General features: G+C 57.4%; 24 protein-coding genes and 1 riboswitch. Of the genes, 14 read left to right on the top strand and 10 right to left on the bottom strand.

Annotation, left to right across the window (positions count from 1 at the left end; all coding sequences use genetic code 11):
- Window positions 1–46 precede the first annotated feature (46 nt).
- On the bottom strand, window positions 47–2,647 hold the full coding sequence (clpB, locus tag ML541_RS01570; RefSeq protein WP_243370038.1) for an ATP-dependent chaperone ClpB: 2,601 nt from the start codon (window positions 2,645–2,647) through the stop codon (window positions 47–49).
- A 273-nt stretch (window positions 2,648–2,920) separates the two neighbouring features.
- On the opposite strand from clpB, the gene ML541_RS01565 reads away from it, so the two are divergent.
- Window positions 2,921–3,175: a hypothetical protein gene (locus ML541_RS01565; protein WP_243370036.1), complete on the top strand. Its 255-nt coding sequence runs from the start codon at window positions 2,921–2,923 to the stop codon at window positions 3,173–3,175.
- Between the two features lie 12 nt (window positions 3,176–3,187).
- On the opposite strand, the gene ML541_RS01560 is transcribed toward ML541_RS01565, so the two are convergent.
- The 3 genes from ML541_RS01560 to ML541_RS01550 are packed head-to-tail and all read right to left on the bottom strand — an operon-like array spanning window position 3,188 to window position 4,673.
- Complete coding sequence (locus tag ML541_RS01560; RefSeq protein ID WP_243370034.1) at window positions 3,188–3,388, bottom strand: 4Fe-4S binding protein; 201 nt, start codon at window positions 3,386–3,388, stop codon at window positions 3,188–3,190.
- Window positions 3,385–3,546 (bottom strand): hypothetical protein, encoded by a 162-nt coding sequence (locus tag ML541_RS01555; protein ID WP_243370032.1) that lies wholly within the window; start codon window positions 3,544–3,546, stop codon window positions 3,385–3,387. The genes ML541_RS01560 and ML541_RS01555 overlap by 4 nt, the downstream gene beginning before the upstream one ends.
- 53 nt (window positions 3,547–3,599) lie before the next feature.
- Window positions 3,600–4,673: a branched-chain amino acid aminotransferase gene (locus tag ML541_RS01550; RefSeq protein WP_243370030.1), complete on the bottom strand. Its 1,074-nt coding sequence runs from the start codon at window positions 4,671–4,673 to the stop codon at window positions 3,600–3,602.
- 238 nt (window positions 4,674–4,911) lie between these two features.
- Between ML541_RS01550 and rpoH the strand changes: the two genes are divergently transcribed.
- The 13 genes from rpoH (at window position 4,912) to ML541_RS01485 (ending at window position 17,239) form a co-directional block, all read left to right on the top strand.
- Window positions 4,912–5,763 (top strand): RNA polymerase sigma factor RpoH, encoded by an 852-nt coding sequence (gene rpoH, locus ML541_RS01545; protein WP_243370028.1) that lies wholly within the window; start codon window positions 4,912–4,914, stop codon window positions 5,761–5,763.
- Window positions 5,764–5,962: 199 nt separating this feature from the next.
- A riboswitch (SAM riboswitch) is annotated at window positions 5,963–6,073 on the top strand.
- 68 nt (window positions 6,074–6,141) lie between these two features.
- Complete coding sequence (locus tag ML541_RS01540; RefSeq protein ID WP_243370026.1) at window positions 6,142–7,395, top strand: O-acetylhomoserine aminocarboxypropyltransferase/cysteine synthase family protein; 1,254 nt, start codon at window positions 6,142–6,144, stop codon at window positions 7,393–7,395.
- 15 nt (window positions 7,396–7,410) lie between these two features.
- Entirely contained in the window at window positions 7,411–7,626 is a 216-nt protein-coding gene (thiS, locus tag ML541_RS01535; RefSeq protein ID WP_243370024.1) for a sulfur carrier protein ThiS, read from the top strand.
- The gene (gene moeB, locus ML541_RS01530) at window positions 7,626–8,435 is read left to right on the top strand and encodes a molybdopterin-synthase adenylyltransferase MoeB (RefSeq protein ID WP_243370022.1); all 810 of its coding nucleotides are present in this window, start codon (window positions 7,626–7,628) and stop codon (window positions 8,433–8,435) included. The genes thiS and moeB overlap by 1 nt, the downstream gene beginning before the upstream one ends.
- 11 nt (window positions 8,436–8,446) lie before the next feature.
- Window positions 8,447–8,845 (top strand): M67 family metallopeptidase, encoded by a 399-nt coding sequence (locus ML541_RS01525; protein ID WP_243370021.1) that lies wholly within the window; start codon window positions 8,447–8,449, stop codon window positions 8,843–8,845.
- 109 nt (window positions 8,846–8,954) lie between these two features.
- Window positions 8,955–9,902: a 4Fe-4S dicluster domain-containing protein gene (locus ML541_RS01520; protein WP_243370019.1), complete on the top strand. Its 948-nt coding sequence runs from the start codon at window positions 8,955–8,957 to the stop codon at window positions 9,900–9,902.
- Window positions 9,903–9,939: 37 nt separating this feature from the next.
- Complete coding sequence (locus ML541_RS01515; RefSeq protein WP_243370017.1) at window positions 9,940–10,164, top strand: sulfurtransferase TusA family protein; 225 nt, start codon at window positions 9,940–9,942, stop codon at window positions 10,162–10,164.
- A 20-nt stretch (window positions 10,165–10,184) separates the two neighbouring features.
- Window positions 10,185–10,988 carry a hypothetical protein gene (locus ML541_RS01510; protein WP_243370016.1) on the top strand — a complete coding sequence of 268 codons (804 nt, stop codon included), beginning with the start codon at window positions 10,185–10,187 and terminating at the stop codon, window positions 10,986–10,988.
- A gap of 36 nt (window positions 10,989–11,024) precedes the next feature.
- Window positions 11,025–12,473: a DASS family sodium-coupled anion symporter gene (locus tag ML541_RS01505; RefSeq protein ID WP_243370015.1), complete on the top strand. Its 1,449-nt coding sequence runs from the start codon at window positions 11,025–11,027 to the stop codon at window positions 12,471–12,473.
- Between the two features lie 23 nt (window positions 12,474–12,496).
- A complete protein-coding gene (locus tag ML541_RS01500; RefSeq protein ID WP_243370014.1) occupies window positions 12,497–13,189 on the top strand; it encodes a phosphoadenylyl-sulfate reductase in 693 nt (230 codons plus the stop codon).
- A 154-nt stretch (window positions 13,190–13,343) separates the two neighbouring features.
- Window positions 13,344–14,249 carry a sulfate adenylyltransferase subunit CysD gene (cysD, locus tag ML541_RS01495; RefSeq protein WP_243370012.1) on the top strand — a complete coding sequence of 302 codons (906 nt, stop codon included), beginning with the start codon at window positions 13,344–13,346 and terminating at the stop codon, window positions 14,247–14,249.
- A 53-nt stretch (window positions 14,250–14,302) separates the two neighbouring features.
- Window positions 14,303–15,979: a sulfate adenylyltransferase subunit CysN gene (gene cysN / locus ML541_RS01490; protein ID WP_243370011.1), complete on the top strand. Its 1,677-nt coding sequence runs from the start codon at window positions 14,303–14,305 to the stop codon at window positions 15,977–15,979.
- A 243-nt stretch (window positions 15,980–16,222) separates the two neighbouring features.
- Complete coding sequence (locus ML541_RS01485) at window positions 16,223–17,239, top strand: PilZ-like domain-containing protein (protein WP_243370009.1); 1,017 nt, start codon at window positions 16,223–16,225, stop codon at window positions 17,237–17,239.
- A 14-nt stretch (window positions 17,240–17,253) separates the two neighbouring features.
- Here ML541_RS01485 and plsY read toward each other — a convergent pair whose 3' ends face one another.
- The 6 genes from plsY to ML541_RS01455 all read right to left on the bottom strand — a co-directional run bounded on the left by plsY (window position 17,254) and on the right by ML541_RS01455 (window position 22,931).
- The gene (plsY, locus tag ML541_RS01480; protein WP_243370008.1) at window positions 17,254–17,838 is read right to left on the bottom strand and encodes a glycerol-3-phosphate 1-O-acyltransferase PlsY; all 585 of its coding nucleotides are present in this window, start codon (window positions 17,836–17,838) and stop codon (window positions 17,254–17,256) included.
- Between the two features lie 75 nt (window positions 17,839–17,913).
- Window positions 17,914–18,351: a MauE/DoxX family redox-associated membrane protein gene (locus ML541_RS01475; protein ID WP_243370007.1), complete on the bottom strand. Its 438-nt coding sequence runs from the start codon at window positions 18,349–18,351 to the stop codon at window positions 17,914–17,916.
- Complete coding sequence (locus ML541_RS01470; protein WP_243370006.1) at window positions 18,348–18,860, bottom strand: rhodanese-like domain-containing protein; 513 nt, start codon at window positions 18,858–18,860, stop codon at window positions 18,348–18,350. Before ML541_RS01470 ends, ML541_RS01475 begins: the two co-directional genes overlap by 4 nt.
- Window positions 18,857–19,483: a LysE family translocator gene (locus tag ML541_RS01465; RefSeq protein ID WP_243370005.1), complete on the bottom strand. Its 627-nt coding sequence runs from the start codon at window positions 19,481–19,483 to the stop codon at window positions 18,857–18,859. Before ML541_RS01465 ends, ML541_RS01470 begins: the two co-directional genes overlap by 4 nt.
- Window positions 19,484–19,500: 17 nt before the next feature.
- On the bottom strand, window positions 19,501–21,891 hold the full coding sequence (locus tag ML541_RS01460; RefSeq protein WP_243370003.1) for a heavy metal translocating P-type ATPase: 2,391 nt from the start codon (window positions 21,889–21,891) through the stop codon (window positions 19,501–19,503).
- Window positions 21,888–22,931 (bottom strand): AI-2E family transporter, encoded by a 1,044-nt coding sequence (locus ML541_RS01455; protein ID WP_243370001.1) that lies wholly within the window; start codon window positions 22,929–22,931, stop codon window positions 21,888–21,890. Before ML541_RS01455 ends, ML541_RS01460 begins: the two co-directional genes overlap by 4 nt.
- Window positions 22,932–22,935 lie beyond the last annotated feature (4 nt).

Raw genomic sequence — 22,935 nt, 5'->3', positions numbered from 1 at the left:
TTTTATCGAAGTTTGTTCCTTTGGCAATATCTTTTTGCATGCGGAATCACAGTTCCTTCTTCTTTAACACCAGATGATCTCCGTCCATTGCCACGTCAACGACGATGGTATAACCTTCCTGGAACTTGCCCTGCAGCAGCAGGAGTGCCAATGGATCCTGCACCTTTTTCTGCAGGGTGCGTTTCAGCGGCCGGGCTCCATAGGCCGGGTCATAACCTTCCCGGGCCAGGTAGTCGCTAGCCTTGGGCGTTATTTCCAGCGCCAGGTTCCGCTCGGCAAGGCGGTTCTGCAGCCCCTTGATCTGGAGCGAGACGATGTGCCTGATCTGTTCCAGGGGTAGGGAATGGTAAATGATTATTTCATCGATGCGATTGAGAAACTCCGGCTTGAAATTTTCCTTGAGGGTTTCCATGACCATGGCGCGCATCTTTGCATAGTCGCCGCTACCGTACTGCTGGATATACTGGGAGCCCAAATTGCTGGTCATGATGATCACCGTATTGCGGAAATCTACGGTGCGCCCCTGGCCATCGGTCAGCCGGCCATCGTCCAGCACCTGAAGCAGAATATTGAAGACATCCGAGTGGGCCTTTTCGATCTCATCGAAAAGGACGATGCTGTAAGGGCGGCGGCGGATCGCCTCGGTCAGCTGCCCTCCTTCTTCATAACCCACATAGCCTGGAGGGGCGCCGATCAGACGAGCGACCGTGTGCCGTTCCTGGTATTCGCTCATGTCAATGCGGACAATGGCCTGATCGTCGTCGAAGAGAAACTCGGCCAGCGCCCGGGCTGTTTCGGTCTTGCCTACCCCGGTGGGGCCCAGGAAGATAAAGGATCCGATGGGACGATTGGGGTCGGAAAGCCCCGACCTGGACCGGCGCACTGCATTCGCCACCAGTTCCAGCGCCTCATCCTGGCCGACGACACGCCCTTTCAGGCGGTCTTCCATCTTCACCAGCTTCTCCGATTCCGTTTCCAGCATGCGATTCACCGGAATGCCGGTCCACTTGGCGACGATTTCCGCCACCATATCGCCATCAACCTCTTCGGGGAGCATCTTCCCTTCCTGTTGCTTCTGCAGCAACTCAGAGCTCTTTTCGGCAATCTCTTTCTCGATGGCGGGTATTTCCCCATAGCGCAGCTGGGCGGTTTTTGCCAGATCCCCTTCACGCTCGCTTTTCTTCGCCTCTTCCTTTTTTTCCTCCAACTGCCGTTTCAGGTCGCTGATGCTTGAAAGAAGGGATTTCTCCTGCTGCCATTGGCTCTTGAGGGTGGCCGAGGTGCTGCGCAGTTCTTCAAGCTCGTCGGACAGCTTTCTCAGCCGCTCCTGGGCATGGGGGTCCTGTTCCCGGAGCAGGGCCTGTTTTTCGATCTCCAGCTGAATGATCTTCCGTTCCACCTCGTCGATTTCCGTGGGCATGGAGTCAATCTCGATGCGCAGGCGCGAAGCCGCCTCATCGATGAGATCGATGGCTTTGTCCGGCAGGAAACGATCGGTGATGTAGCGGTCGGAGAGGGTCGCGGCGGCGATGATGGCGCTGTCCTTGATGCGGACGCTGTGATAGTTCTCGTACCGCTCCTTGAGGCCGCGCAGGATGGCGATGGTGTCCTCGACGCTCGGTTCTCCGGCATAGACCTGTTGGAACCGCCGCTCGAGGGCTGCATCTTTCTCTATATGTTTCCGGTATTCATTCAGGGTGGTTGCACCGATACAGTGCAGCTCTCCGCGGGCCAGGGCAGGTTTCAGCATGTTCGAGGCATCCATGGCCCCTTCCGCTGCACCTGCGCCGACCAGAGTGTGAAGCTCGTCGATGAAGAGGATGATCTTTCCCTCGGACTTTTCCACCTCCTTGATTACGGCCTTGAGGCGGTCCTCGAACTCCCCCCGGTATTTGGCTCCGGCGATGAGCGCACCCATATCGAGAGCAACCAGCTTCTTGTCACGGAGGGTTTCCGGTACGTCCCCGGAGATGATCCGCTGGGCCAACCCTTCAACGATGGCTGTTTTCCCGACACCGGGCTCACCGATCAAGACCGGGTTGTTCTTGGTCCGCCGCGACAGCACCTGGATTACCCGGCGAATCTCATCATCCCTGCCGATCACCGGGTCCAGCTTGCCGCGCCGGGCCAGGTCGGTCAGATCCCTGGCGTACTTGGTCAAGGCCTGGTATTTGCCTTCCGGGTCCTGATCGACGATCTTCTCATCCCCTCTGATATCTTTCAATGCAGCCAGGATGCCGTCGCGGGTGACGCCGTTGTCTGAAAATATGCGCGCTACTGCAGAACCCTTCTCCCCTGCCAGAGCGAGAAGCAGGTGTTCAGTGGAGACGAAGGCGTCCTTCATGGCGTCTGCTTCCTTCTGGGCCGCATCCAGCACATGGTTCAGTGCCGGGGAAAGAAATACCTGCATGGTGGCGCCGCTCGCCTGGGGGAGCTTGCGCATGGCTTCGGCGAGCTTCTCCTTGATGGCATTGGCGGTGACGCCCATCTTCTGCAGAAGGCTGACGGTCAATCCCCCTTCCTGCTCCAGCATGGCCGAGAGCAGGTGTTCTGGTTCAATGGCGCTGTTGCCGCGCTGCGTGGCCGTTTCCTGGGCCTGGGCGAGGGCTTCCTGGGTCTTAATGGTCATTTTTTCCGGTCTGATCATGCTTTTCTCCTTCTCAAACAATCATAATGAAATGATAAGGAGCCCCCTATCCCCTGTCAAGGTGAGCACACTGTTCATCTTTTGCCTAGCTGTTCAAATTTTGCAATGCCGCAACTGGCAAGGGATGTTGAGTAGTGAGGGATTTTCTGTTCAGGGAGCGGACAGCGGCCGGAAAGGGGCGGGGTATAAATCTTCAGTAATTAAGCAAGGTTAGGAAAATATCCCATTGGCATGCATCTGGTAGAAAGATGGTAAAAGTCCAGGAGGTGCACCATGAGACATATTTTTCTTCTGTTATTGACTGTGGTTTGCCTGACTGGTTGCAGCGAATTACGCATCATTGGCGCGGCGGCAATGAATGAACTGCGCAGCGAGGGGATCAATGCCGAAATGGCTGCATATAAACAGCCTGACCCGATGGCTGAAGAGCCCACCCCGGAGGTGAAGCCGGTGGTGGTGGCCAGGGCGGTGGTAACCCCTGTGGCAAGGGCGAAAAATTACAGAAAAGGGGCTTGGGAACATCTCTGATTCAGACAGTGGCTAGTGTTTCCCGAACCACATGGCCTGTACCGGACAGACGGCACAGGCACGGCAGTCCCGGCACCGGCTTGGATCGTGTCGCACTGCGTGTTTCCTGTATCCTGCCACCTCCAACGTGATGAGGTGGTGGGGACAGGCAGCAACGCAGCGACCGCAGCCGGTGCATTTTTTTGTGTCTATGATGGGGGGAGACGGAATCACTTCGGTTCCAGCGTCAGTTCCAGCTGTTTCCAAGTGCAGCGCTTGATCTTCGGGCCGGCATAATAGCGGGGGCAGGCGGCAATGAGCACTGCGGCCGGCTGTTTGCACGTGCGGCGGCAGGAGAGGCAGAGCGTATTTGCTGCGGGGCGTTCTTTCATGGTCCCACCTGGGGGAAGTCCCGCGGCCCTTACGGGCCACGGGATTGGTGCACCTACACTATCTTCTGAATCCAGCCGAAGCTGTCGGTAATCTTACCCATTTGAATGCCAGACAGGGTATCGTAAAGTTTCTGGGTCAGTTTACCCACCTTACCGTCATCGACGGTCAGTTGTTCGTTCTTGTAGCTGATGGTGCCGACCGGGGTGACGACTGCGGCGGTGCCGCTGCCGAACGCTTCCTTCACCTTGCCGGAGCGGATATCGTTCATCAACTCCACCACGTCTATCTTGCGCTCTTCAACCTTGATCCCCATGGATTTTGCCAGGGTAAGCACCGAGTCGCGGGTGATGCCGTGGAGGATCGAGCCGTCCAGCGGGGCGGTGACGATACGGTCTTCATAGGCGAAGAGCATGTTCATGGCGCCCACTTCCTCGATATAGCGCTTGTGAACGCCGTCCAGCCACAGTACCTGGTCGTAACCCTTTTTCTTTGCTTCCAGTCCCGCTTTAAGGGAACTGGCATAGTTGCCGCCGGTTTTTGCTTCACCCGTGCCCCCCGGCGTTGCCCGGACATAGCGGTCCTCCACCAGCAGTTTTATGGGATTGAAGCCGGAGGCATAATAGGCGCCCACCGGCGAGAGAATGACGAAGAAATAATAGTGATCGGAGGGATGGACGCCCAGCATCGGTTCTACGGCGATCATGGCCGGCCTGATGTAGAGGGAAGTTCCTTCGGCGGAAGGCACCCAGTCCTTTTCCAGCTGGACCAGTTCTTTGATCCCTTGCAGGAACAGCTCCTCCGGGACCTGGGGCATGCAGAGCCGATCCGCTGAGACATTGAAACGCCGGGCGTTCATTTCCGGGCGAAAGAGAGCGATGCTGCCGTCGGACCAGCGATAGGCCTTCAGTCCCTCAAAGATTTCCTGTGCATAATGAAAGACCACGCATGACGGGTCGAGGACAAAGGGGGCGTAAGGCTCGATGCGGGCATCGACCCATCCTTTGCCGCTTTTCCATTCTACCATGAGCATGCGGTCGGTGAAAATCTTGCCGAAACCAAGCTTCGACTCGTCTTCTACTTTCGCTTTTCTTTTCTCTTCGGGAAGAGCAACTTTCTTGATTTCCATCTGCTTGAACCTCCGGTTTTCCGGCGCCATGCGTCGTTATTCATGTTTTTAATCATGTATCACATATGCCATTGGCGGGCAAGGTTTTTAGCGCCTTTCCCCTATGGTCATCACTTCGGTTTTCCGGCTGGTTTTTATAAACTTTGCCTATTGATTTTTGTACTGGCTGTTGCTAAATTATTAGCACTCGGTTTGTTAGAGTGCTAAAAGCAGGTCGCTGGATTGAGGAGGATCGAACGTGAACTATTCAATGCCTGTTGTCGTAGATAACTTGAGCCTTTACCTGGCGGAAATAAAGCGGTTTCCCATTCTATCCCCCGAAGAGGAGCACGAGTGCGCAGTCAGGTTCTATGAAGATAAGGATCTGGAGGCTGCCCACAAGCTGATAACGTCGAATCTCCGCTTCGTCGTGAAAATTGCCGGTGAATATCGCTCTTACGGCATGAAAATGCTTGATCTTATCCAGGAAGGGAACGTGGGCCTGATGATGGCGGTGCGGAAATTCAATCCATACAAGGGATTCCGCCTCATTTCCTATGCGGTCTGGTGGATCAGGGCCTACATCCAGAACCACATCATTTCCGCCTGGAGCCTGCTGAAAATAGGGACGACCCAGGCCCAAAGGAAGCTCTTCTTTAAACTGAACCAGGCCAAGAACGCCATCAGGAACATGACCGGCGGCAGCGAAGATTTTCAGGCCACGGCGGAAGTGCTGGATGTGAAGGAATCGGAAGTGGCGGAAATGAACCAGCGGATGCGGGGTGACTGCTTTCTGGACGCGGAGGTGGTTTCCGGGGAAGGGCTGACCCTGCTGGAGAGCCTCCCGGACGATCGCCGCAACCAGGAGGAACTGCTTGCCGAAGCCCAGGAGACGGCCATGCTGGAAAAAAACGTCGCTTCAGCCCTTACCCGCCTCAACGAGAAAGAGCGTTACGTCATCGAACAACGAGTTGCCGCCGAAACGCCCCTGACCCTGCAGGAGATTGCCGACCATTTCTCCATTTCCCGGGAACGGGTTCGGCAGATCGAGGAAGGTGCCTTGAAAAAAATGAAGCAGGCCCTGCTTCCCCTGGTGACCCAATCCGTATAATTACTTTAAAGTTTTCAACCAATTCAGGCGATCTCTTGTTCTAAGGGTCGCCTTTTTTTATCTCGATAAAGTTGACTGTGTGGCTGGTGAATAATCAAAGCGGCGGGCCTCATTTGTTAGTAAAAAAGTACAGTATTGTGTAAAATTAACTTTACAAGATTATTAAAGTAAAGTAGATTCCTGCTAAACAAAATGACCTTCTTTATCAAGAGTGGTGGAGGGAAAGGCCCTGAGAAACCACAGCAACCTGTGCAGATTTGTTCCGCAATGGGTGCTAATTCCTGCCTGTGATAACAGGCAAAGATGAGGTGGGTGCTTGACGAATTCGTTCGGAGCCCCTGCTGAAAAAGAGGGGCTTTTTTTGTAAGGGGAACAATTATGGTAGATATATCCAGAACATACAGTTTTGAAACGCTGCTGATTCATGGCGGGCTGGAGCCGGGACCGGCCGGGGCGACAACCGTGCCCATAGTACAATCATCATCCTTCGCCCATGCCACCGCCGAGGAGCTGGAAGACATCTTTCGCGGGCGCAAGATCGGCCAGGTCTACACCAGGGTTGGCAATCCCACCACGGAAAGCCTTGAGAAGAGACTGGCCATTCTGGAGGGGGGGCAATCGGCAATTGCCACCGCTTCGGGGATGGCAGCCATTACTACGGCGGTTATGGCCATCGTCCGGACGGGGGACGAGATTCTTTCTTCATCGTCTCTCTTTGGCGGCACCTTTTCCCTCTTTCGCGACACCCTCTCCTCGTACGGCATTACTGCCAGGTTCGTGGATCCCACCGATCTTGCGGCGGTAAAGGAGGGGATCAACGACAAAACCCGCCTCATCTTCCTGGAAACCATCGGTAATCCCAAGATGGACGTGCCCGATATTCCCGCCGTAGCTCAGCTGGCACGGGAAGGGGGGGTGCCGCTGATGGTCGATGCGACCGTGACGACTCCATATCTGGCGACGGGGAAGGCTTTGGGCGCGGATATCGTCGTCCACTCCACGAGCAAATTCATCAACGGCACCGGCAGCGCCATCGGTGGTGCCATTGTCGATATGGGACGGTTCAACTGGCAGAGCCCGAAGTTCCCACACTTCGAGCAGTTTTTCAAGAAATACCGGGGCTTTGCCTTCACAGCACGGGTAAGAAAACTGATTCACAAGGACTTTGGCGCTTGTCCTGCGCCGATGAACTCGTTCCTCCTGTCGGAAGGGATCGAGACCCTCGCCTTGCGCATGGAACGCCACTGCAGCAACGCCCTGCAACTGGCCCGGTTCCTCCAGGGGCAGCCGCAGGTTGCCTGGGTGAACTACCCCGGGCTGACAGACAATGCCTACCATCAGGTGGCGAAACGGTTGTATGGTGATAAATTCGGCGGCGTCCTCACCTTCGGCCTGGCAGACAAAACCGCTGCCTTCCGCTTCATCAACGGCGTAAAACTGGCCCGCAACCTGGCCAACATCGGCGACGCCAAAACCCTGGTCATCCACCCGGCAAGTACAATTTGTGCAGATTTTGGCCCGGAGGAGAAGAGGCTCATGGGGGTCGGCGAAGAACTGATAAGGGTTTCGACCGGTATAGAAAACATCAATGACATCATCGAGGATTTTCGGCTATCCTTGGAACAATTGTAAGAAGGAGATAAAAGAATGAATCTGACGGTTAACGGTAAAGGGGCAATCGTAGAGGGCAAGGACAGCCTGGACGTGAACGCGCTGCTGGTGGAGTTGAAGGTCGAGCAGCCCGACTACGTGACGGTGGAACTTAACGGCGACATCCTTGAGCGGGAAAATTTTGCACAGACGCTGGTCAAGGATGGGGACACGGTGGAATTCCTCTATTTCATGGGTGGAGGGAGCCGCTGATGCTTACGGAAGACCAGATTGCCCGTTACTCTCGCCACATCATCCTCAAGGAGGTTGGCGGCAAGGGACAGAAGAAGCTGTTTGACGGCAAGGTAATGATCATCGGCGCCGGCGGTCTCGGTTCCCCCATTGCCCTCTATCTGGCGGCGGCCGGAGTAGGTACTATAGGCATCGCCGATGCGGATGTGGTGGATCTTTCCAACCTGCAGCGCCAGGTCATTCACCAGACCAAGGACGTTGGGATCGCCAAGGTGCTGTCCGCCAAGGAGAAGATGCTGGCCATCAATCCCGAACTTCGAGTCAACACCTACGAGGAGTGGATCAGCGCCGCCAACATCAGCGAGATCATCAAGGACTACGATTTCGTCATCGACGGCACCGACAACTTTGCCGCCAAGTTTCTTATCAATGATGCCTGCGTCCTGGCAGGGAAGCCCTACTCCCATGGCGGCATCCTCCAGTTCGACGGCCAGACCATCACCATCGACCCGGGCAAATCACCCTGCTACCGCTGCATCTTCCCGACGCCGCCACCGAAGGACGCCATTCCCACCTGCTCCACTGCCGGGGTGATCGGTGTTCTGCCGGGGGTGATCGGCACCATTCAGGCGACCGAGGCGATCAAGTACCTGCTTGGCAAGGGAGAGCTTCTGACTGGACGACTGCTCACCTACAGCGCGCTACGCATGAGGTTTCGCGAGGTACCCATCAAGAAGAGCGGCAAATGCCCCATCTGCGGCGACCACCCGACCATCACCCAGGTAGTGGATGAACTGGACGCGCTGAACGTTTGCGATCTGGAGAAATAAGAGGCTTTGACATGCTGAAAATCCCTAAGATTATCCATGATGATATTGTTGCCCATGCGAAATCGGGTTTTCCCCTTGAGGTATGCGGCATACTAGGCGGCACTGCCGGCGAGATTTCCGTCATTTACCGCATGACCAATACCGACCGGAGCAATGAGCACTTCATGATGGACCCCAAGGAGCAGTTCGCCGTGATCAAGGAGTTGCGCGGCAAGGGTTTGGAGATGCTGGCCATCTACCATTCCCATCCCGAGACCCCCGCCCGTCCCTCCGAAGAGGATATCCGTCTGGCCCTTACTCCGAACGTTTCCTATGTCATTGCCTCTCTGGCCGAGCCGGAACGGCCGGTGGTCAATTCCTTCCGCATCAGCGGCGACAAGGTTCAACCAGAGCCAATCGAGCTCGTTTGATTATTCTTTATCTTAATGCCGTAGTTTTATGTTGATTTTTTTCTTGACTAATTTGGTGACAATTGTGTAAAGTAATGTCACCTGAACCCTAGTAATGGAGTTGATAATTATGGCAAACGATACAGGCAAAACCACCATTGATCTGGGCAACCTCAAGGCGGGCGGTTTCATCAAGGAGCGGGGCAAAGACCTTTTTACCGTCAGGTTGCGGGTTCCCGGCGGACGGATGACCGTTCCCCGGCTGAAGAAAATCGCCGACGTGGCCGAAAAATTCGGCGGTGAATTTGTCCACCTCTCCGTGCGGCAATCCATCGAGCTGATCAACATCAACTTCAAGGATTTCGATGCCGTTGTTGCTGAGTTAGGTGAGGGGGAGCAGAAGGTTGCCTCGTGCGGCGCACGGGTCAGGGTCCCGACCGCCTGCGGCGGCTGCGAATATAATCCCAACGGTCTCGTGGATACCCAGCGTTCTGCCCTTGAGGTGGATGAAAAGCTCTTCGGCACCCCCACCGGTCACCATAAGTTCAAGGTCGGCTTTGCCGGCTGCCCCTTCGACTGCCCGAAGTCGGCCACCAACGATGTGGGTTTCCAGGGCGCTATCTGGCCCGAGCTGAATAAAGACGAATGCATCAGCTGCGGTCTCTGCGCCAAGTCCTGCGCCGAAGGAGCCATTACCCTGGGAGCGGACGGCAAGCCGGAATTCCATCCCGATGCCTGCATCTACTGTGGCGACTGCGTCAAGGTCTGCCCCACCGAAGCTTGGAAGGCCGCCAAGAAAGGTTATACGGTCCGGATAGGGGGCAAATGGGGACGTCATCCGCTCGTCGGCACCCTTTTCGCCACCTTCCTGCCGGAAGATCGGGTGGTGGATTTTATAACCGAAGTGCTGGCCTGGTACAAGGAGAAGGCGGACGGCGCCGGGCGCATCCGGATCGGTGACATCATCATCAAGGAAGGGACTGAATCGCTGCTCGACCGCCTGCGGGCCGGATTCCCCGACTTTGTCGTTGCTGAAACCATTCCTCCACAAGCCATAGCAACCCAGGTGGGCAAATAAAGTTCGAAGTTCGAGGTTCGAAGTTTTCGGAGGATATATGCAGACAGTTGATTTACGCGGCGTTGCCTGCCCGACCAATTTTGTCAAAGCAAAGCTGGCGCTGGAGATGCTGGACGAGGGAGATACGGTGGAGTTTCTCCTGGATGACGGTGAACCGGTGAAAAACGTCCCCCGCAGCCTGAAAGGGGAGGGGCACAAGCTCTTGGGGCTGAAGCAGGTGGATGACCATTACGTCCTGACCCTGGAAAAGGTTGGGGAATAGGCTCTGACGGGGAAGCGGCTATGAGACTCGACCAGCAAAAATTGCGGCAGATGATCGGGAAGCCGGTCAACACCTTCGATACCGCCATGCTGCGTCGCGACGGGAATGTTTTTTTTGTCGGAGGTGATCTCCCCGTCAGGGAGACCCTGGAAACGATTTTCGACAGCCATTGTCAGGTGCCGGCCGAGCTTTTCTGTCTGACCATCAGCTCGCTGAACACCTTTCACCAGGGCGAGGAACTGGCCCGGCAGCTGAAGAAGAACTTCAACACCCATCTACTGGTACGGCTCAATTTTCCTGCCCCTGCCTTTGCCATTGAAAGGGCCTATGCAGCGGGAGCCGACATCCTGGATATTCCCCTGCATCTCTTCGATCAGGCGCTGGCAGGGGAGCGTGGCTTGGCAAAGGAAGAACGGCTGCAGGCACTCCGCTTTGCACAGGGCGTTTTGCCTAGGTGGGGTGTAGCTTCGACACTTATGGCTGGAGAGGAACCTTCCTGCTCGACCATCAGCGCCATCGATACCCTGGCTGGTGCCGGAATCATACCACTCGTCGATCTGTCGCCGAGGGCCGCCCGCTATCCCCAGGAGGAGATCGCTGCCATTTTCTCCCATCTGACCACGGTGTGGAAGAAGCGCAAGATGATTATCAAGCCGCTGCTGCCGCTGGTGAGTATGACGACCCCCCTGGACATCCGCCCGAGGGGAATGCTTAAGGGATTGATGGACAAGATTTACGACCGCCAGCTTCTGGCTACCTCCGATCTGCGCCGCAGCCTCAAAGTCAGACAGATCGATGCCTCTTTCGATTCTGCAGGGCTGTGACTGGCTGCTTTGTGACAGCTGAATAATGAGAGAAAAATGGCGCAGGAATTATTCGACAAACCGCTGAAGATAGACAACCGGCCTCTGTGGTTGATCGTGCTGGACCGCAGTGCGCGCTACCAGGTGATTCTCGGCTTTCTGGCGGTTTGTTTCATTCTTTTCAGGCTGACGCCACCAGCGGGGCTGACCGCTGCCGGATATCATACGCTGGTCCTCTTCGGCGCCACCGTCTTCCTTTGGATTTCGGGACTTCTGCCCATTGCCGTCACGGCCCTTCTTTCCATGGTGATGCTGCCACTTTTAGGCATCATGGATGCGAAGAAGACCTATTCCTTCTTCGGCAACGAGGCGGTATTTTTCATCCTGGGTGCCTTTATCCTGGCGGCGGCCATGACCGGTACCGGCCTCTCTGCCCGGCTGGCCAGGGCGATGATGGCCAAATTCGGCAAGACTCCAACCCGGCTTGCCCTGACGATTTTTTTGCTCTCGGCCTTCCTTTCCTTCGTCATGAGCGAGCACGCCGTTGCCGCCATGATGTTTCCGGTGGTGGCCGAGATTGCTACGGCACTGAAGCTGGAAAAGGGCAACAGCAACTTTGGCCGACTGATCTTCATGTCCATCGCCTGGGGATGCATCATCGGCGGTATCGCCACCTTTCTCGGCGGAGCCAGGGCGCCACTGGCAGCGGGGCTGCTCAAGGAAAACACCGGCCTTACCTTCGGCTTCATGGAGTGGACCTTTGCTGCCTGCATGATTGTCTTGCCGCTTCTGGTGATAGGCTTTCTCATTCTGCTCCGCTTTTTTCCCCCCGACCTGGAAAGCGTCGACGAAGGGCTGAAGTTTCTCAACGGCAAACGCCTTGAGGTCGGCAGACTGAGCTATGATGAATTGATAACGGCGGTGGTGGTTATCGCTACCATTGGCTGCTGGATCGGATTCGGCGAGAAATCGGGACTGGCAGCAATCGCCATCCTTGGGACGGCGGTGCTCTTCACCTTTCGTGTGGTTGCCTGGCAGAAGATCGAGGAATACGTCAACTGGGGCATCATCCTCATGTACGGGGGCACCATCGCCCTGGCCTCGGCCCTGGAGAAGACCGGCGCCGCGCTCTGGGTGGTACAGAAGGGACTTGGAGCCCTTTCCCATTCGCCCCTGACTGTTATTGTCATCATTTCTCTGGTGGCCATTGTCGTGACAGAATGCATCAGTCATGCTGCAGTGGTGGCCATACTGATGCCCATTGGCATGGGGCTGGCTAAAAACATGGGCATGGACCCGAAGGTAATGACCTTGTGCATCGCCCTGCCGGCGGGGCTCGCCTACTGCCTCCCCATGGGAACTCCTGCCACGGCCATTGCTTATGCATCGGGATTCTTGAGTAGCCGCAACATCATTTTATCCGGCTTGGTGATTATGGCCATTTCCTGGCTGTTATTCATGGGCTCTGTCGTTTTCGTTTGGCCGCTGTTAGGTTTGAAGATTTGATTACGAAGGAAGGAACCATTTAGATGTCCGTACTGCCTGAAATACCCGCATATGCGCCCCCTGAGGAGATTCTCAAGGCGGGCTTTGCTGCCGCCGGCGGCAATATTGCCCTGGCCTGCTCCTTTTCCGTTGAGGATGTGGTCATCATCGACATGGCCAAAGCACTGGAACTGCCCCTGCGCGTTTTTGCCCTGGATACGGGACGGCTCCACGAGGAGACCTACGAGGTTGCCGATGCCCTCACCGAGCGCTACCGGACCAAGATCGACTGGTATTATCCCCGCCATGAAGCGGTTGAGCAGCTGTTGCGGGAAAAAGGAACCTTTTCCTTCCGGGAGTCCCTGGAAAACCGCCACGAATGCTGCCATATCCGCAAGGTGGAGCCACTCGGCCGGGCGCTGAAGGGGCTTGACGGTTGGATCACCGGCCTTCGTCGGGAACAGAGCATGACACGCACCGGCCTTGCCCCCATTGAGACCGACACCACCAACGGCGGCATCATCAAGGTCAACCCGCTCCTGGAATGGACGGAGGAACAGGTCTGGTCGTACGCCAAGTTCCGGCGCATCCCAACCAACCGGCTCCACAGCCAGGGCTACCCGTCCATCGGCTGTGCGCCATGTACCAGGCCTGTGGCACCTGGTGAACACCCACGAGCAGGGAGATGGTGGTGGGAAAACCCTGAACATAAAGAGTGTGGCCTGCATCGAAGATGAGGACGGATGTGGCTTTTCCGCCAGAGCTGCGTAAGTCTTCGGCACCCCTTGTGCGGCGTAGCGCTGCTACGCCTCCGCGCGGTCCCTCGACAGCCTTGCTCTGACGAAAAATCCGCATCCGTTAGGTTAGAATCTTGATGCGTTGGAGAATGATATGAGTCAAAATCTTACCCACTTGCAGCAACTCGAAGCCGAGAGTATCCACATCATACGCGAAGTGGTGGCCGAATTCGCCAATCCGGTGATGCTCTATTCCATCGGCAAGGATTCGGCCGTCATGCTGCATCTGGCACGCAAGGCCTTTTATCCGGCGCCACCGCCTTTTCCGCTCCTGCACGTGGACACCACCTGGAAATTCCGCGACATGATCGCCTTCCGTGACCGGATGGTCCGCGAATGCGGTCTTGAGCTGATCGTCCATGTGAACGAGGAGGGTGTTAAAAACGGCATCTCCCCCTTTACCCACGGTTCGGCCCTCTATACCGACGTGATGAAGACCGAGGGGTTGAAGCAGGCCCTGGACAAGTACAAGTTCGACGCCGCCTTTGGCGGAGCCCGCCGGGACGAGGAAAAATCCCGGGCCAAGGAGCGGATCTTCTCCTTCCGTAGTGCCAACCACCGCTGGGACCCGAAGAACCAGCGTCCGGAGTTGTGGAACCTCTACAACACCCGCATCAAGCCGGGGGAGAGCATCCGCGTCTTCCCCCTCTCCAACTGGACTGAGCTGGACGTCTGGCAGTACATCCACCTGGAGAACATTCCCATCGTGCCCCTCTACTATGCCGCAGTCCGGCCGGTGGTGGAACGGGACGGCATGCTCATCATGGTGGACGACGAGCGCCTGGAGCTGAAGCCGGGGGAACAGGTGCAGCACAAATCGGTGCGGTTTCGCACCCTGGGGTGCTACCCCCTCACCGGCGCGGTGGAGTCAACCGCCGACACCCTGCCGCAGATTATCCAGGAGATGCTCCTCACCCGCACCTCCGAGCGCCAGGGAAGGCTGATCGACCATGATCAGGCCGGTTCGATGGAGAAGAAAAAACAAGAGGGGTATTTTTAATAGGTCCCATAGGTCCTATAGGACCCATAAGACCTATAAAAGGATTTTTTGACATGGCACATCAGTCGGAACTCATCGAAAAAGATATACTGGCTTATCTGAAGAGCCAGGAAGAGAAGTCGCTGCTGCGCTTCATCACCTGCGGTAGCGTTGATGACGGCAAGAGCACCCTTATTGGGCGGCTCTTGTGGGACTCCAAGATGGTCTTCGAGGACCAGCTGGCGGCGCTGGAGGTGGATAGCAGGAAAGTCGGCACCCAGGGGGGCGCCATCGATTACGCCCTGCTTCTGGACGGCCTGCAGGCGGAACGGGAACAGGGAATCACCATTGACGTGGCCTATCGCTTCTTTTCCACAGATCGGCGCAAGTTCATAGTCGCCGACACCCCGGGCCACGAGCAGTACACCCGCAACATGGTCACCGGTGCTTCTACGGCCCAGGTAGCGGTGATTCTTGTGGACGCCCGCAAGGGGCTCCTGACCCAGACCCGGCGCCACAGCTACCTGGTTTCCCTGGTGGGCATCCGTCACGTGATGCTGGCCATCAACAAGATGGACCTCATCGATTTCGACCGGGAGCGGTACGAATCGATCATCCGCGACTACCGTGAGTTCGCCGCGACCCTCGGCTTTGCCTCCATTACCGCCATCCCCATCTCGGCCCTGAACGGCGACAATATCATTGAAAAAAGCGCCAACACTCCCTGGTACGATGGCCCGACCTTGATGAATTATCTGGAGACCGTGCAGGTTGAGGATGATACCCGTGAACAGCCGTTCCGTCTGCCGGTCCAATGGGTCAACCGCCCTCATCTGGATTTCCGCGGCTTCTGCGGCACCATCGCCGCGGGGACCATCCGTCTGGGGGATGAGATCCGGGTCGCGTCAAACGGCCGCACGAGCCGCGTGGCCCGGATCGTCACCATGAACGGTGACCTGCCGCAAGCCGTTGCCGGCCAGGCAGTAACGGTGACCTTGACCTCCGAAATCGACATCAGCCGGGGCGATATGCTGGCTGCGACCGATGCCCCGCCCCGCCTTTCCCGGCACCCGGAGGCGCACCTGGTCTGGATGCACGACGAACCCCTGCAACCGGGAAAGGTCTACCTGGTGAAGACCTCCAGTGCCGTGACCCCCGGCCGCGTCACCCGCGTGCAGTTTGCAGTGGATGTCAATTCCCTGGAACAGAAGCAGGTGCAGACACTGGGGCTGAACGGCATCGGCGTGGTCCGCCTGGAACTTGACCGCCCCGTTGCTTTCGACCCCTACCGGCAGAACCGGGAAACCGGCAGCTTCATTCTTATCGACCGGTTCAGCAACGCCACCGTGGCGGCAGGCATGGTGATCTCGGTTGCTCCACTGGAGTCGCAGACACTGCCGGCCGAACCAGGTACCGGCTCCTCAGATATGGCCGACCTTCTCCCCCGACGCTTCATCCTGACCGAATTTTCCATGAATGGTGCGGAACCGGGTGTGGCTGATTTTACCGCGGAAAGGAGTCCGATCGAATTCCAGGTATCGGAGAGTTTTCTCGATTATCTCGGCAAGGGAAACCGGATCCTTTTCAGGCTTCGGGATGTGGGGCAATTGGAACCGGTGGCCCGCATGGCCTATGAGCACAGCCTCAACTTCGAGTTCGGCCGGAACCATGACCGGGTCAACGTGATCCTCTACCGGGATCAGCAGGGTGCCGTTGCGTTTTCCCCACAGGTGGAGGGGGGAGGGCTGTGAGGGCATCATTCCTCTGATCGCGTTTTTCAACCGTGAAAGAAGAGAGGCCGCATCCACTCAGGATGCGGCCTCTTTGTCATTATGGGGAGGAGGAGCGCATGGGCGATAGGAGCTGAAAAATATTGCCTGCGGACGGTCTTTTTTCATAGGTACATTGACCTGGCTCTAAGAATTTTTCCCAGAAAGCTCGAAAAAGTCATCCATTTCCTCAATCTTTCCTCCTAGACTGCCGATAAGCCCGGCATGAGCAAAAATTTTCCCGAATACCTGCCCTTTTTTAGCAAGGGGTTGCGCATCGAGATCGGCATTCCCCAGCCGAGCGGCGATATATTTCGCGACTGGGCGATTATCCGGGAATTCCATGAAGATACCATTCTGGTGCAGCTTTCCCGGGATTATCTTCCTGCCGATGTCAAGGTCGAGATCAATTCTATCCTTGATGCCAGCATCCGGATAGACCAACAGATCTATACCTGTACCTGCATCGTTACCGAACGCCAAGGGGAACGGAACCTGCGCATCAGGCTGTTCGGCCTGCTGACCCTGAAGGAGCGGCGGCAGTTTTTTCGCCTGGAGTGCACTTTCAATTTCCGCTATACGGATCCGGACCAGCGCCTGCGGGAAGAGGTGGCGGCGGAATGGCAGACTTGGCGGGAGCTGGAACTGATGCGGCTGCAAGGTTGCGACGAATACTGCGTGGCTGCCCGGCAGGCGGAACAGATGGCAGCCCAGCCTGGTCACATCTGGCACGAGAGCCGCAACTTTCCTGTCGTTCTAGGCGGAGGTGGGATGGGATTCAAGCTGGATACCAGGCTCAAGCCGGAAAGCCTACTGCACATGGAGCTGTACCTGCCCTTGTCGCCGCCTCGCACTATTCGCACGGTGGCGGAAGTCGCCTATGTGCTGGACCCGGTCGAGACGCTGGAAACGAGTGCAGTTCATTACCGTACCGGCTTCAAATTCGTTCACCTGGAGGGGCGAGACCGGGACGATATCTTCCACTACATTTCACAGATGCAGCTGCTTCGCTTGCGGGAGATCAGTGAGAACCGCCCCTTTCAGTCTCCGTACGAAAAAGAAAATGAGCAGAAGGATATGGACTGGGAAAGGGTTTTGCTGCGTATCCTCTATGTGCTGGTGGTGATTGCCATCTGCCTCTGGATCGGCAGAAAGCTCATGGAATACCGTCAACGGGGTGATACCAACGAGATCAAGGTGATCTACGAGAAGTCCCTGAAGAAGTATCGGAAGGAATATTAAGAAAGACTGTGGGGTTATTTTTTAAAGAGGCTTTCCGAGCCGTTCTTCAGCCGCCGGATGTTCTCCCGGTGTTTCCAGATGACCAGGGCTGCTATGATCACAGAGGTGGTGATCAGCAGCTCTTTTTTTTCGATGAAAGCGACAAGAAACGGAATGGCGGCGGCCGCTGTAATGGAGGCGAGGGAAACATAGCGCCATTTGACAAGGGTAGCGACGAAGATGAGCAGGGCGGCCGCTACGGAAAGGGGGGAGATGCCGATGAAGACCCCGAGGGCAGTTGCGACCCCTTTTCCCCCCTTGAAGCCGAGGAAGACGGTGTAGACGTGACCAATGAACGCGGCAAGGCCGGTTGCGGCAATCCATATTTCGGGAAGGTGCAGCTGGCGGGCGATCAGCACTGGGACCAACCCTTTCAGACAGTCGCCGATGAGGGTCATGATGCCGACCCTGCGGCCCAGGGTACGGTAAACGTTGGTTGCGCCGATGTTGCCACTGCCGGTCGTCCTGATGTCGACGCCGGCGGCCTTGGCGAGCAGCAGCCCGGTGGGGATTGAACCTAAAAAGTATGCGCCGATGATCAGCGCTATTGCAATCGTCACGCTCAACTCCACGATGTTAATGAGACAATGGGGCCATCTTAGCCTATTTAAGCTTTCGGTGCAAGGGGCCTGGAGCTATGCCGATCGCTGTTTTTCCGGTGTTCCTTTCAGATAAACGGCGATTGCCGCGGCAAAAAGGACCAGGTCCCGCAGCAGTGCCTGCCAAGCGGATGTTTTGTCGCCGCCCCCCTGCTTGAAACAGCCACAGTCGATGTCCAGCCCCCGGGCGATGGCTGTCGCCAGGGCGACGATAAAGATGACGTTGAGGAGGATGACCAATGCCGAGGCGGCCCTGGTTCGCCAGCCGATGATCAGGAGCAGTCCGCAGGCGATCTCCAGCCAGGGGAAAACTGCTGCAACCATGTAGCTGGCTCCATAGGGGAGCAATTGATAGGCGGCGATGTTGCCGGCAAAGGCAACGATGTCGTTTACCTTGAGTGCACCGGCATAGACGAAGACAGTACCCAGTGCCACCCTGATGATGCTGATCATGTGTCTGCCCATGAGATTCATGGTTTCCCCCCCTCGACTGCGTAGCCCGCATCCTTCCATTCTGGAAATCCCCCCAGGTAGACATAGACGATGCCATAGCCTGCTTTGATCAGCTTTCCACCCAGGTCCAGACTGTCGTGGCAGTCGAAACCGTTGCAATATATCACCAGGGTTGTCTCGGGTTTTACTTCACCTTTAAAACGGGGCAGTGCTGCCTCGAACTCCCCCAGTGGGAGTGACCGTGCCCCCTGAATATGGCCGGCGGCATAGGCGGTCCTGTCCCGGGCGTCGACAAAAGTCGCCTCGCGGCGGTCGAACAGCTCCTTTGCCTGCTCCAGGCCCAGGGGGAGCGGAGCGGCTGTGGTTGCCGGCTGTGGCGATGTTTCCTTTTTCACTGCGCTTTGCACGGGCTTTCCTGCAAGTACGTCGCGGAGCAGCTTGTGATTCCAGCCGATGCCGACGGCGGCGGCCAGCATTACGATGAGGGCCATTTCCGCCACAAGAGGGATTTTGCCGTTGCTATGGTTCATAGGGTGCGCTCCGAAAAGGCAAGGTTGAGGCCGATGCCGATAAAGGTTGCTCCTGCGGCACTGTTCATATGTCGGCTTACGGCAGGGCGGCTTCTGAGCCAGCTGCCGAGCCTGCCGGAACAGAGGGCGATCAGGCAGAAGATGACCAGCGTTTCCAGCATGAAGATGCCCCCCAGGGCCAGTGCCTGGAGTTCGCCATGCCCCAGATTCGGCTGGATGAACTGGGGGAGGAATGACAGGAAGAACAGGGAGACCTTGGGGTTGAGCAGGTTGGCCAGGACGCTCTGGCAGTATACCCGGCGCAGGCCCAGGTATTGACCGCTCCCCCCGTCGGTGATGAGCGGCTCCCGGTTGCGCAGGGTGCGGTATCCCAGGTAGAGCAGGTAGCCGGCTCCGGCGAATTTGATCAGCCCGAAAAGGAGAGCTGAAGAGCGAATCACCGCTGCCAGGCCGAAGGCGACGATCAGCGTATGGCCGATGAGGCCGGTGGTGAAGCCGAGAGCCGCGGCCAGTGCCGCATTCCTACCTTGGGCGATACCCCGGGTGATGATGTAGATATTGTCGGGACCGGGGGCTAAGGTCAGGAGCACGGATGCAGCGAGAAAGAGATAGATATGGGTCATGGAGCACCTTTTTCCGGTCACAGCGTGCGGCCGATTCTCTTCAGCAGGATGGAGTTGGTGACAACGGAGACCGAGGAGAAGGCCATGGCCAGGCCGGCAAATTCCGGTTTCAGGGTAATGTGCAGCGGGTAGTAGAGGAGTCCGGCAGCAACGGGGATGCCGAGCACGTTGTAAAAAAGCGCCCAGAAAAGGTTCTGCTTCACCTTGGCAAGCGTTGCCTTGCCGAGCCTGATGGCACGGACCACGTCCAGGAGGTCATCCCGGACGAGAATGATGTCGCCTGTTTCCTTGGCCACGTCCGTGCCCCCGCCGATGGCGATGCCGATATCGGCCTGGGCCAGTGCCGGTGCATCATTGATGCCATCCCCCACCATCCCCACATAGAGCCCTTTCCCCTGGTATTCCTTGACCACCTGCTGTTTCCGGTCGGGGAGGACTTCCGCTTCGAAGCCGTCCACCCCCGCGTCGCGGGCAATGGCGGCGGCAACGTCGCGGTGATCGCCGGTAATCATGAAGGTGGCGATGCCAAGCCCTTTCAGTGCCCTGACGGCAGCGGTGGAGGTCTCCTTGAGGCGATCGGCAAAGGCTGCGATGCCGATGAGTCGTTCTCCCAGAGCGACGAAGATCAGGGATTTTCCTTCGGCGGCGAGCCGTGTCGCCGCCTCGTCGAGGGAACCTGTTGGGATGGCTCCTTCGGCAAGAAGGCGTTCGTTTCCTGCCAGGAGCCTTGAGCCGTTGTAGGTGCAGGTAATGCCGAAGCCACCCCGCTCCTGGTAATCGGTCACTGCCTGTGGGGCAATTCCCTTGGCCTTGCCGTACTCAATCGCCGCCTGAGCGAGAGGGTGGGTGGAGAGGGACTCGGCGGCGAGCAGATGTTCCAGCAGCCGGTCTTCGTTGACGGCAGGGGCGGGGACCAGATCGGTCAATTCCGGCTTGCCGCGGGTCAGGGTGCCGGTCTTGTCCAGGAGGAGCGCCTGGAGCCGGGAGACATTTTCCAGGACCGAGCCGCGTTTGATGAGAATGCCCCGGTTGAGGCCCACGCCGCTTCCCACCATAATGGCGGTGGGGGTGGCAAGTCCCATGGCACAGGGGCAGGCGATGACCACCACGGCAATGGCCAGTTTGAAGGCAAAGAGGAATCCTTCGGCGGTGATCAGGTACCAGCCGCAGAAGGTAAGGATTGCCAGGGCCAGCACTATCGGCACGAAAACGGCGGAGATGCGATCTGCAAAGCGCTGGATCGGTGCCTTGTCCGCCTGGGCCTCCTGGACCATTCTGACGATCTGGGCGAGGAGCGTGTCATTGCCGACCCGCGTCGCCCTGATGGTCAGAACGCCGCGGCCGTTGACGGTGGCGCCGGTGACCGGCTGTCCCGGTTCCTTTTCCACAGGCAGTGATTCGCCGCTGACCATGGATTCGTCCACGCTGGACTGGCCGCTGAGAACCACACCATCGACGGCAATCGTCTCGCCCGGCCGCACCAGCACTGTGTCTCCGACCCGGACCGCTGAGGCGGCCACCTCCCGTTCCTCGCCATTCACCAAGAGCCGCGCCTTGTCGGCCTGGAGGCGGAGCAGTTTTTTCAATGCCTCTCCCGCCTTGCCGCGGGCACGTGCCTCCAGGTACTTGCCCAGGCGGATAAAGGTGATGAGCATGGCGGAGGTTTCGAAAAAGACCTCGCCGTGGGGGCCGAAGGCGCCGAAAAAGGCAAAGACGGAATAAAAATAGGCGGCAGAGGTGCCCAGTGCCACCAGCACATCCATGTTGGCGCTCTTGTTTTTCAGGGCGTGCCAGGAGCCGGTGTAAAAGGCGAGCCCGGCGGTGAACTGGACCGCGCTGGCGAGAATCAGGTTCATCCAGCCGATGAGCGGGTTGTGGTGCCAGGTCATGGTGAACATGATCGGCAGGGACGCGAGCAGGCTGAAGAGGAACATCTTCCACTGCCGGGCCAGGTCTTTCCGGTCCTCTGCCGAAGTATCCTCTTCTTCGACCGGCTCGTAACCCGCCTCCCGCACCTGGTCGTAGATGTCGGCCCGGACCAGCATCCCCGGATCGTACTTGACCCAGGCAGATTCTCCGGCCAGGTTGACTGTGGCATTGGTGATGCCGGGCAGGGAAAGGAGCTTCTTTTCCAGGGTGGCGACGCAAGATGCGCAGTGGAGACCCCTGACGCCGAAGCGCAATTCTCCGGCAGCGTCGAGCGGTCGGGCGGTGTAGCCCAAATCGGCGATCTTGGCGACTATGGCATCAGAAGAAAGCAGTTGGGGGTCATGCTCCGCGGTCAGCTCTTCCAGGGGGAAGTTGACGGCGGCGCTCGTCACCCCGGCGGTTTCCTTGAGTCCCTTTTCGATCCTGGCGGCGCAGTTGACGCAGGACATGCCGGAAATCCTGAATCTGCTTCTTGTCATGCGATCTCCTTATTTCTGAATTCAGCGGCGCAGATCTTCACCACCGCAGCCAGGGGAATGGCCAGTACCACCCCCCACAATCCCATTAACTCTCCCAGGGCCATGACGGCAAAGATTACCGCCAGAGGATTAAGACGGAGGGTGTGTCGCATGACCAGCGGTTTGATCAGGTTTCCTTCGATGATGACGTTGATGATGAAATAAAGGATGCAAATTTTGCCGATGATGGCCATGTCGCCGGTCTGGGCATAACCGATGAGCACAGGGGGGATGACGGCGAAGGTGACGCCGATAATGGGTATGATGGAGGCAAAGCCGGCGAGTATCCCGTTGAGCACGGCGAACTGGACATCCAGCATCCAGAGGGCCAGGGCAGTGAGGAGCGACACCAGTGCACAGTCGATGGCCATGCCGACGATGAACCTTTCCAGAGAGCGATTGATCCTTCTGCCAAGTTCGATCATCTGCCGGCGGTGTCCCAGTGGAATCAAGCGCTTGACCATGTCCTTGCACAGTTGCTTGTAGAGCAGCATGAAGAAGATCAGGATCGGCGCCAGGATCAGGTTGAAAATGCCGTACAAAATTGCGGTGAGACGGTTGTATCCCAGGCCGGAGAGCGCCTGGGCGATCCTGTCGAATGACTCCTTGCCTCGTTCCAGCAACCAGACCCCTTCTTCTCCACTGTAATATGGGGCAAGCCGGACCTGCCACTGGGACAGCTCGCTTTTCAGATTCAGCATATAGGAGGGAACGGTGCTCTTGAGCGATTGCAGCTGGTGCCCCAGGTAGGGTACGAGAAGAGAGGATAGTCCGGCCAGGACCACGATCGCCCCCACATATAGAACGGCAAGCGCCGGAAGCCTGTTGAGTCCCCGGCGCTCCAGGTGTTTCAGAAGCGGGTTGAGCAGATAGGCGAGCACCAGGGAGGTGAGCAGCGCCGAGAGGGTGTGGTGGATGAAATAGGCGGAAAGCAGCAGCAGCGCAAGGGAGAAGATGAGAATGTGGGAGAGAAAGGTTTTTCTTTCCTGCGTTACCCTCATGGCA

This window comes from Geotalea sp. SG265 (genome assembly GCF_022808985.1).
Classification (GTDB): domain Bacteria; phylum Desulfobacterota; class Desulfuromonadia; order Geobacterales; family Geobacteraceae; genus Geotalea.
The sequence above is the reverse complement of the archived record's forward strand: the minus strand, read 5'-3'. Positions and strand labels throughout refer to the sequence as shown.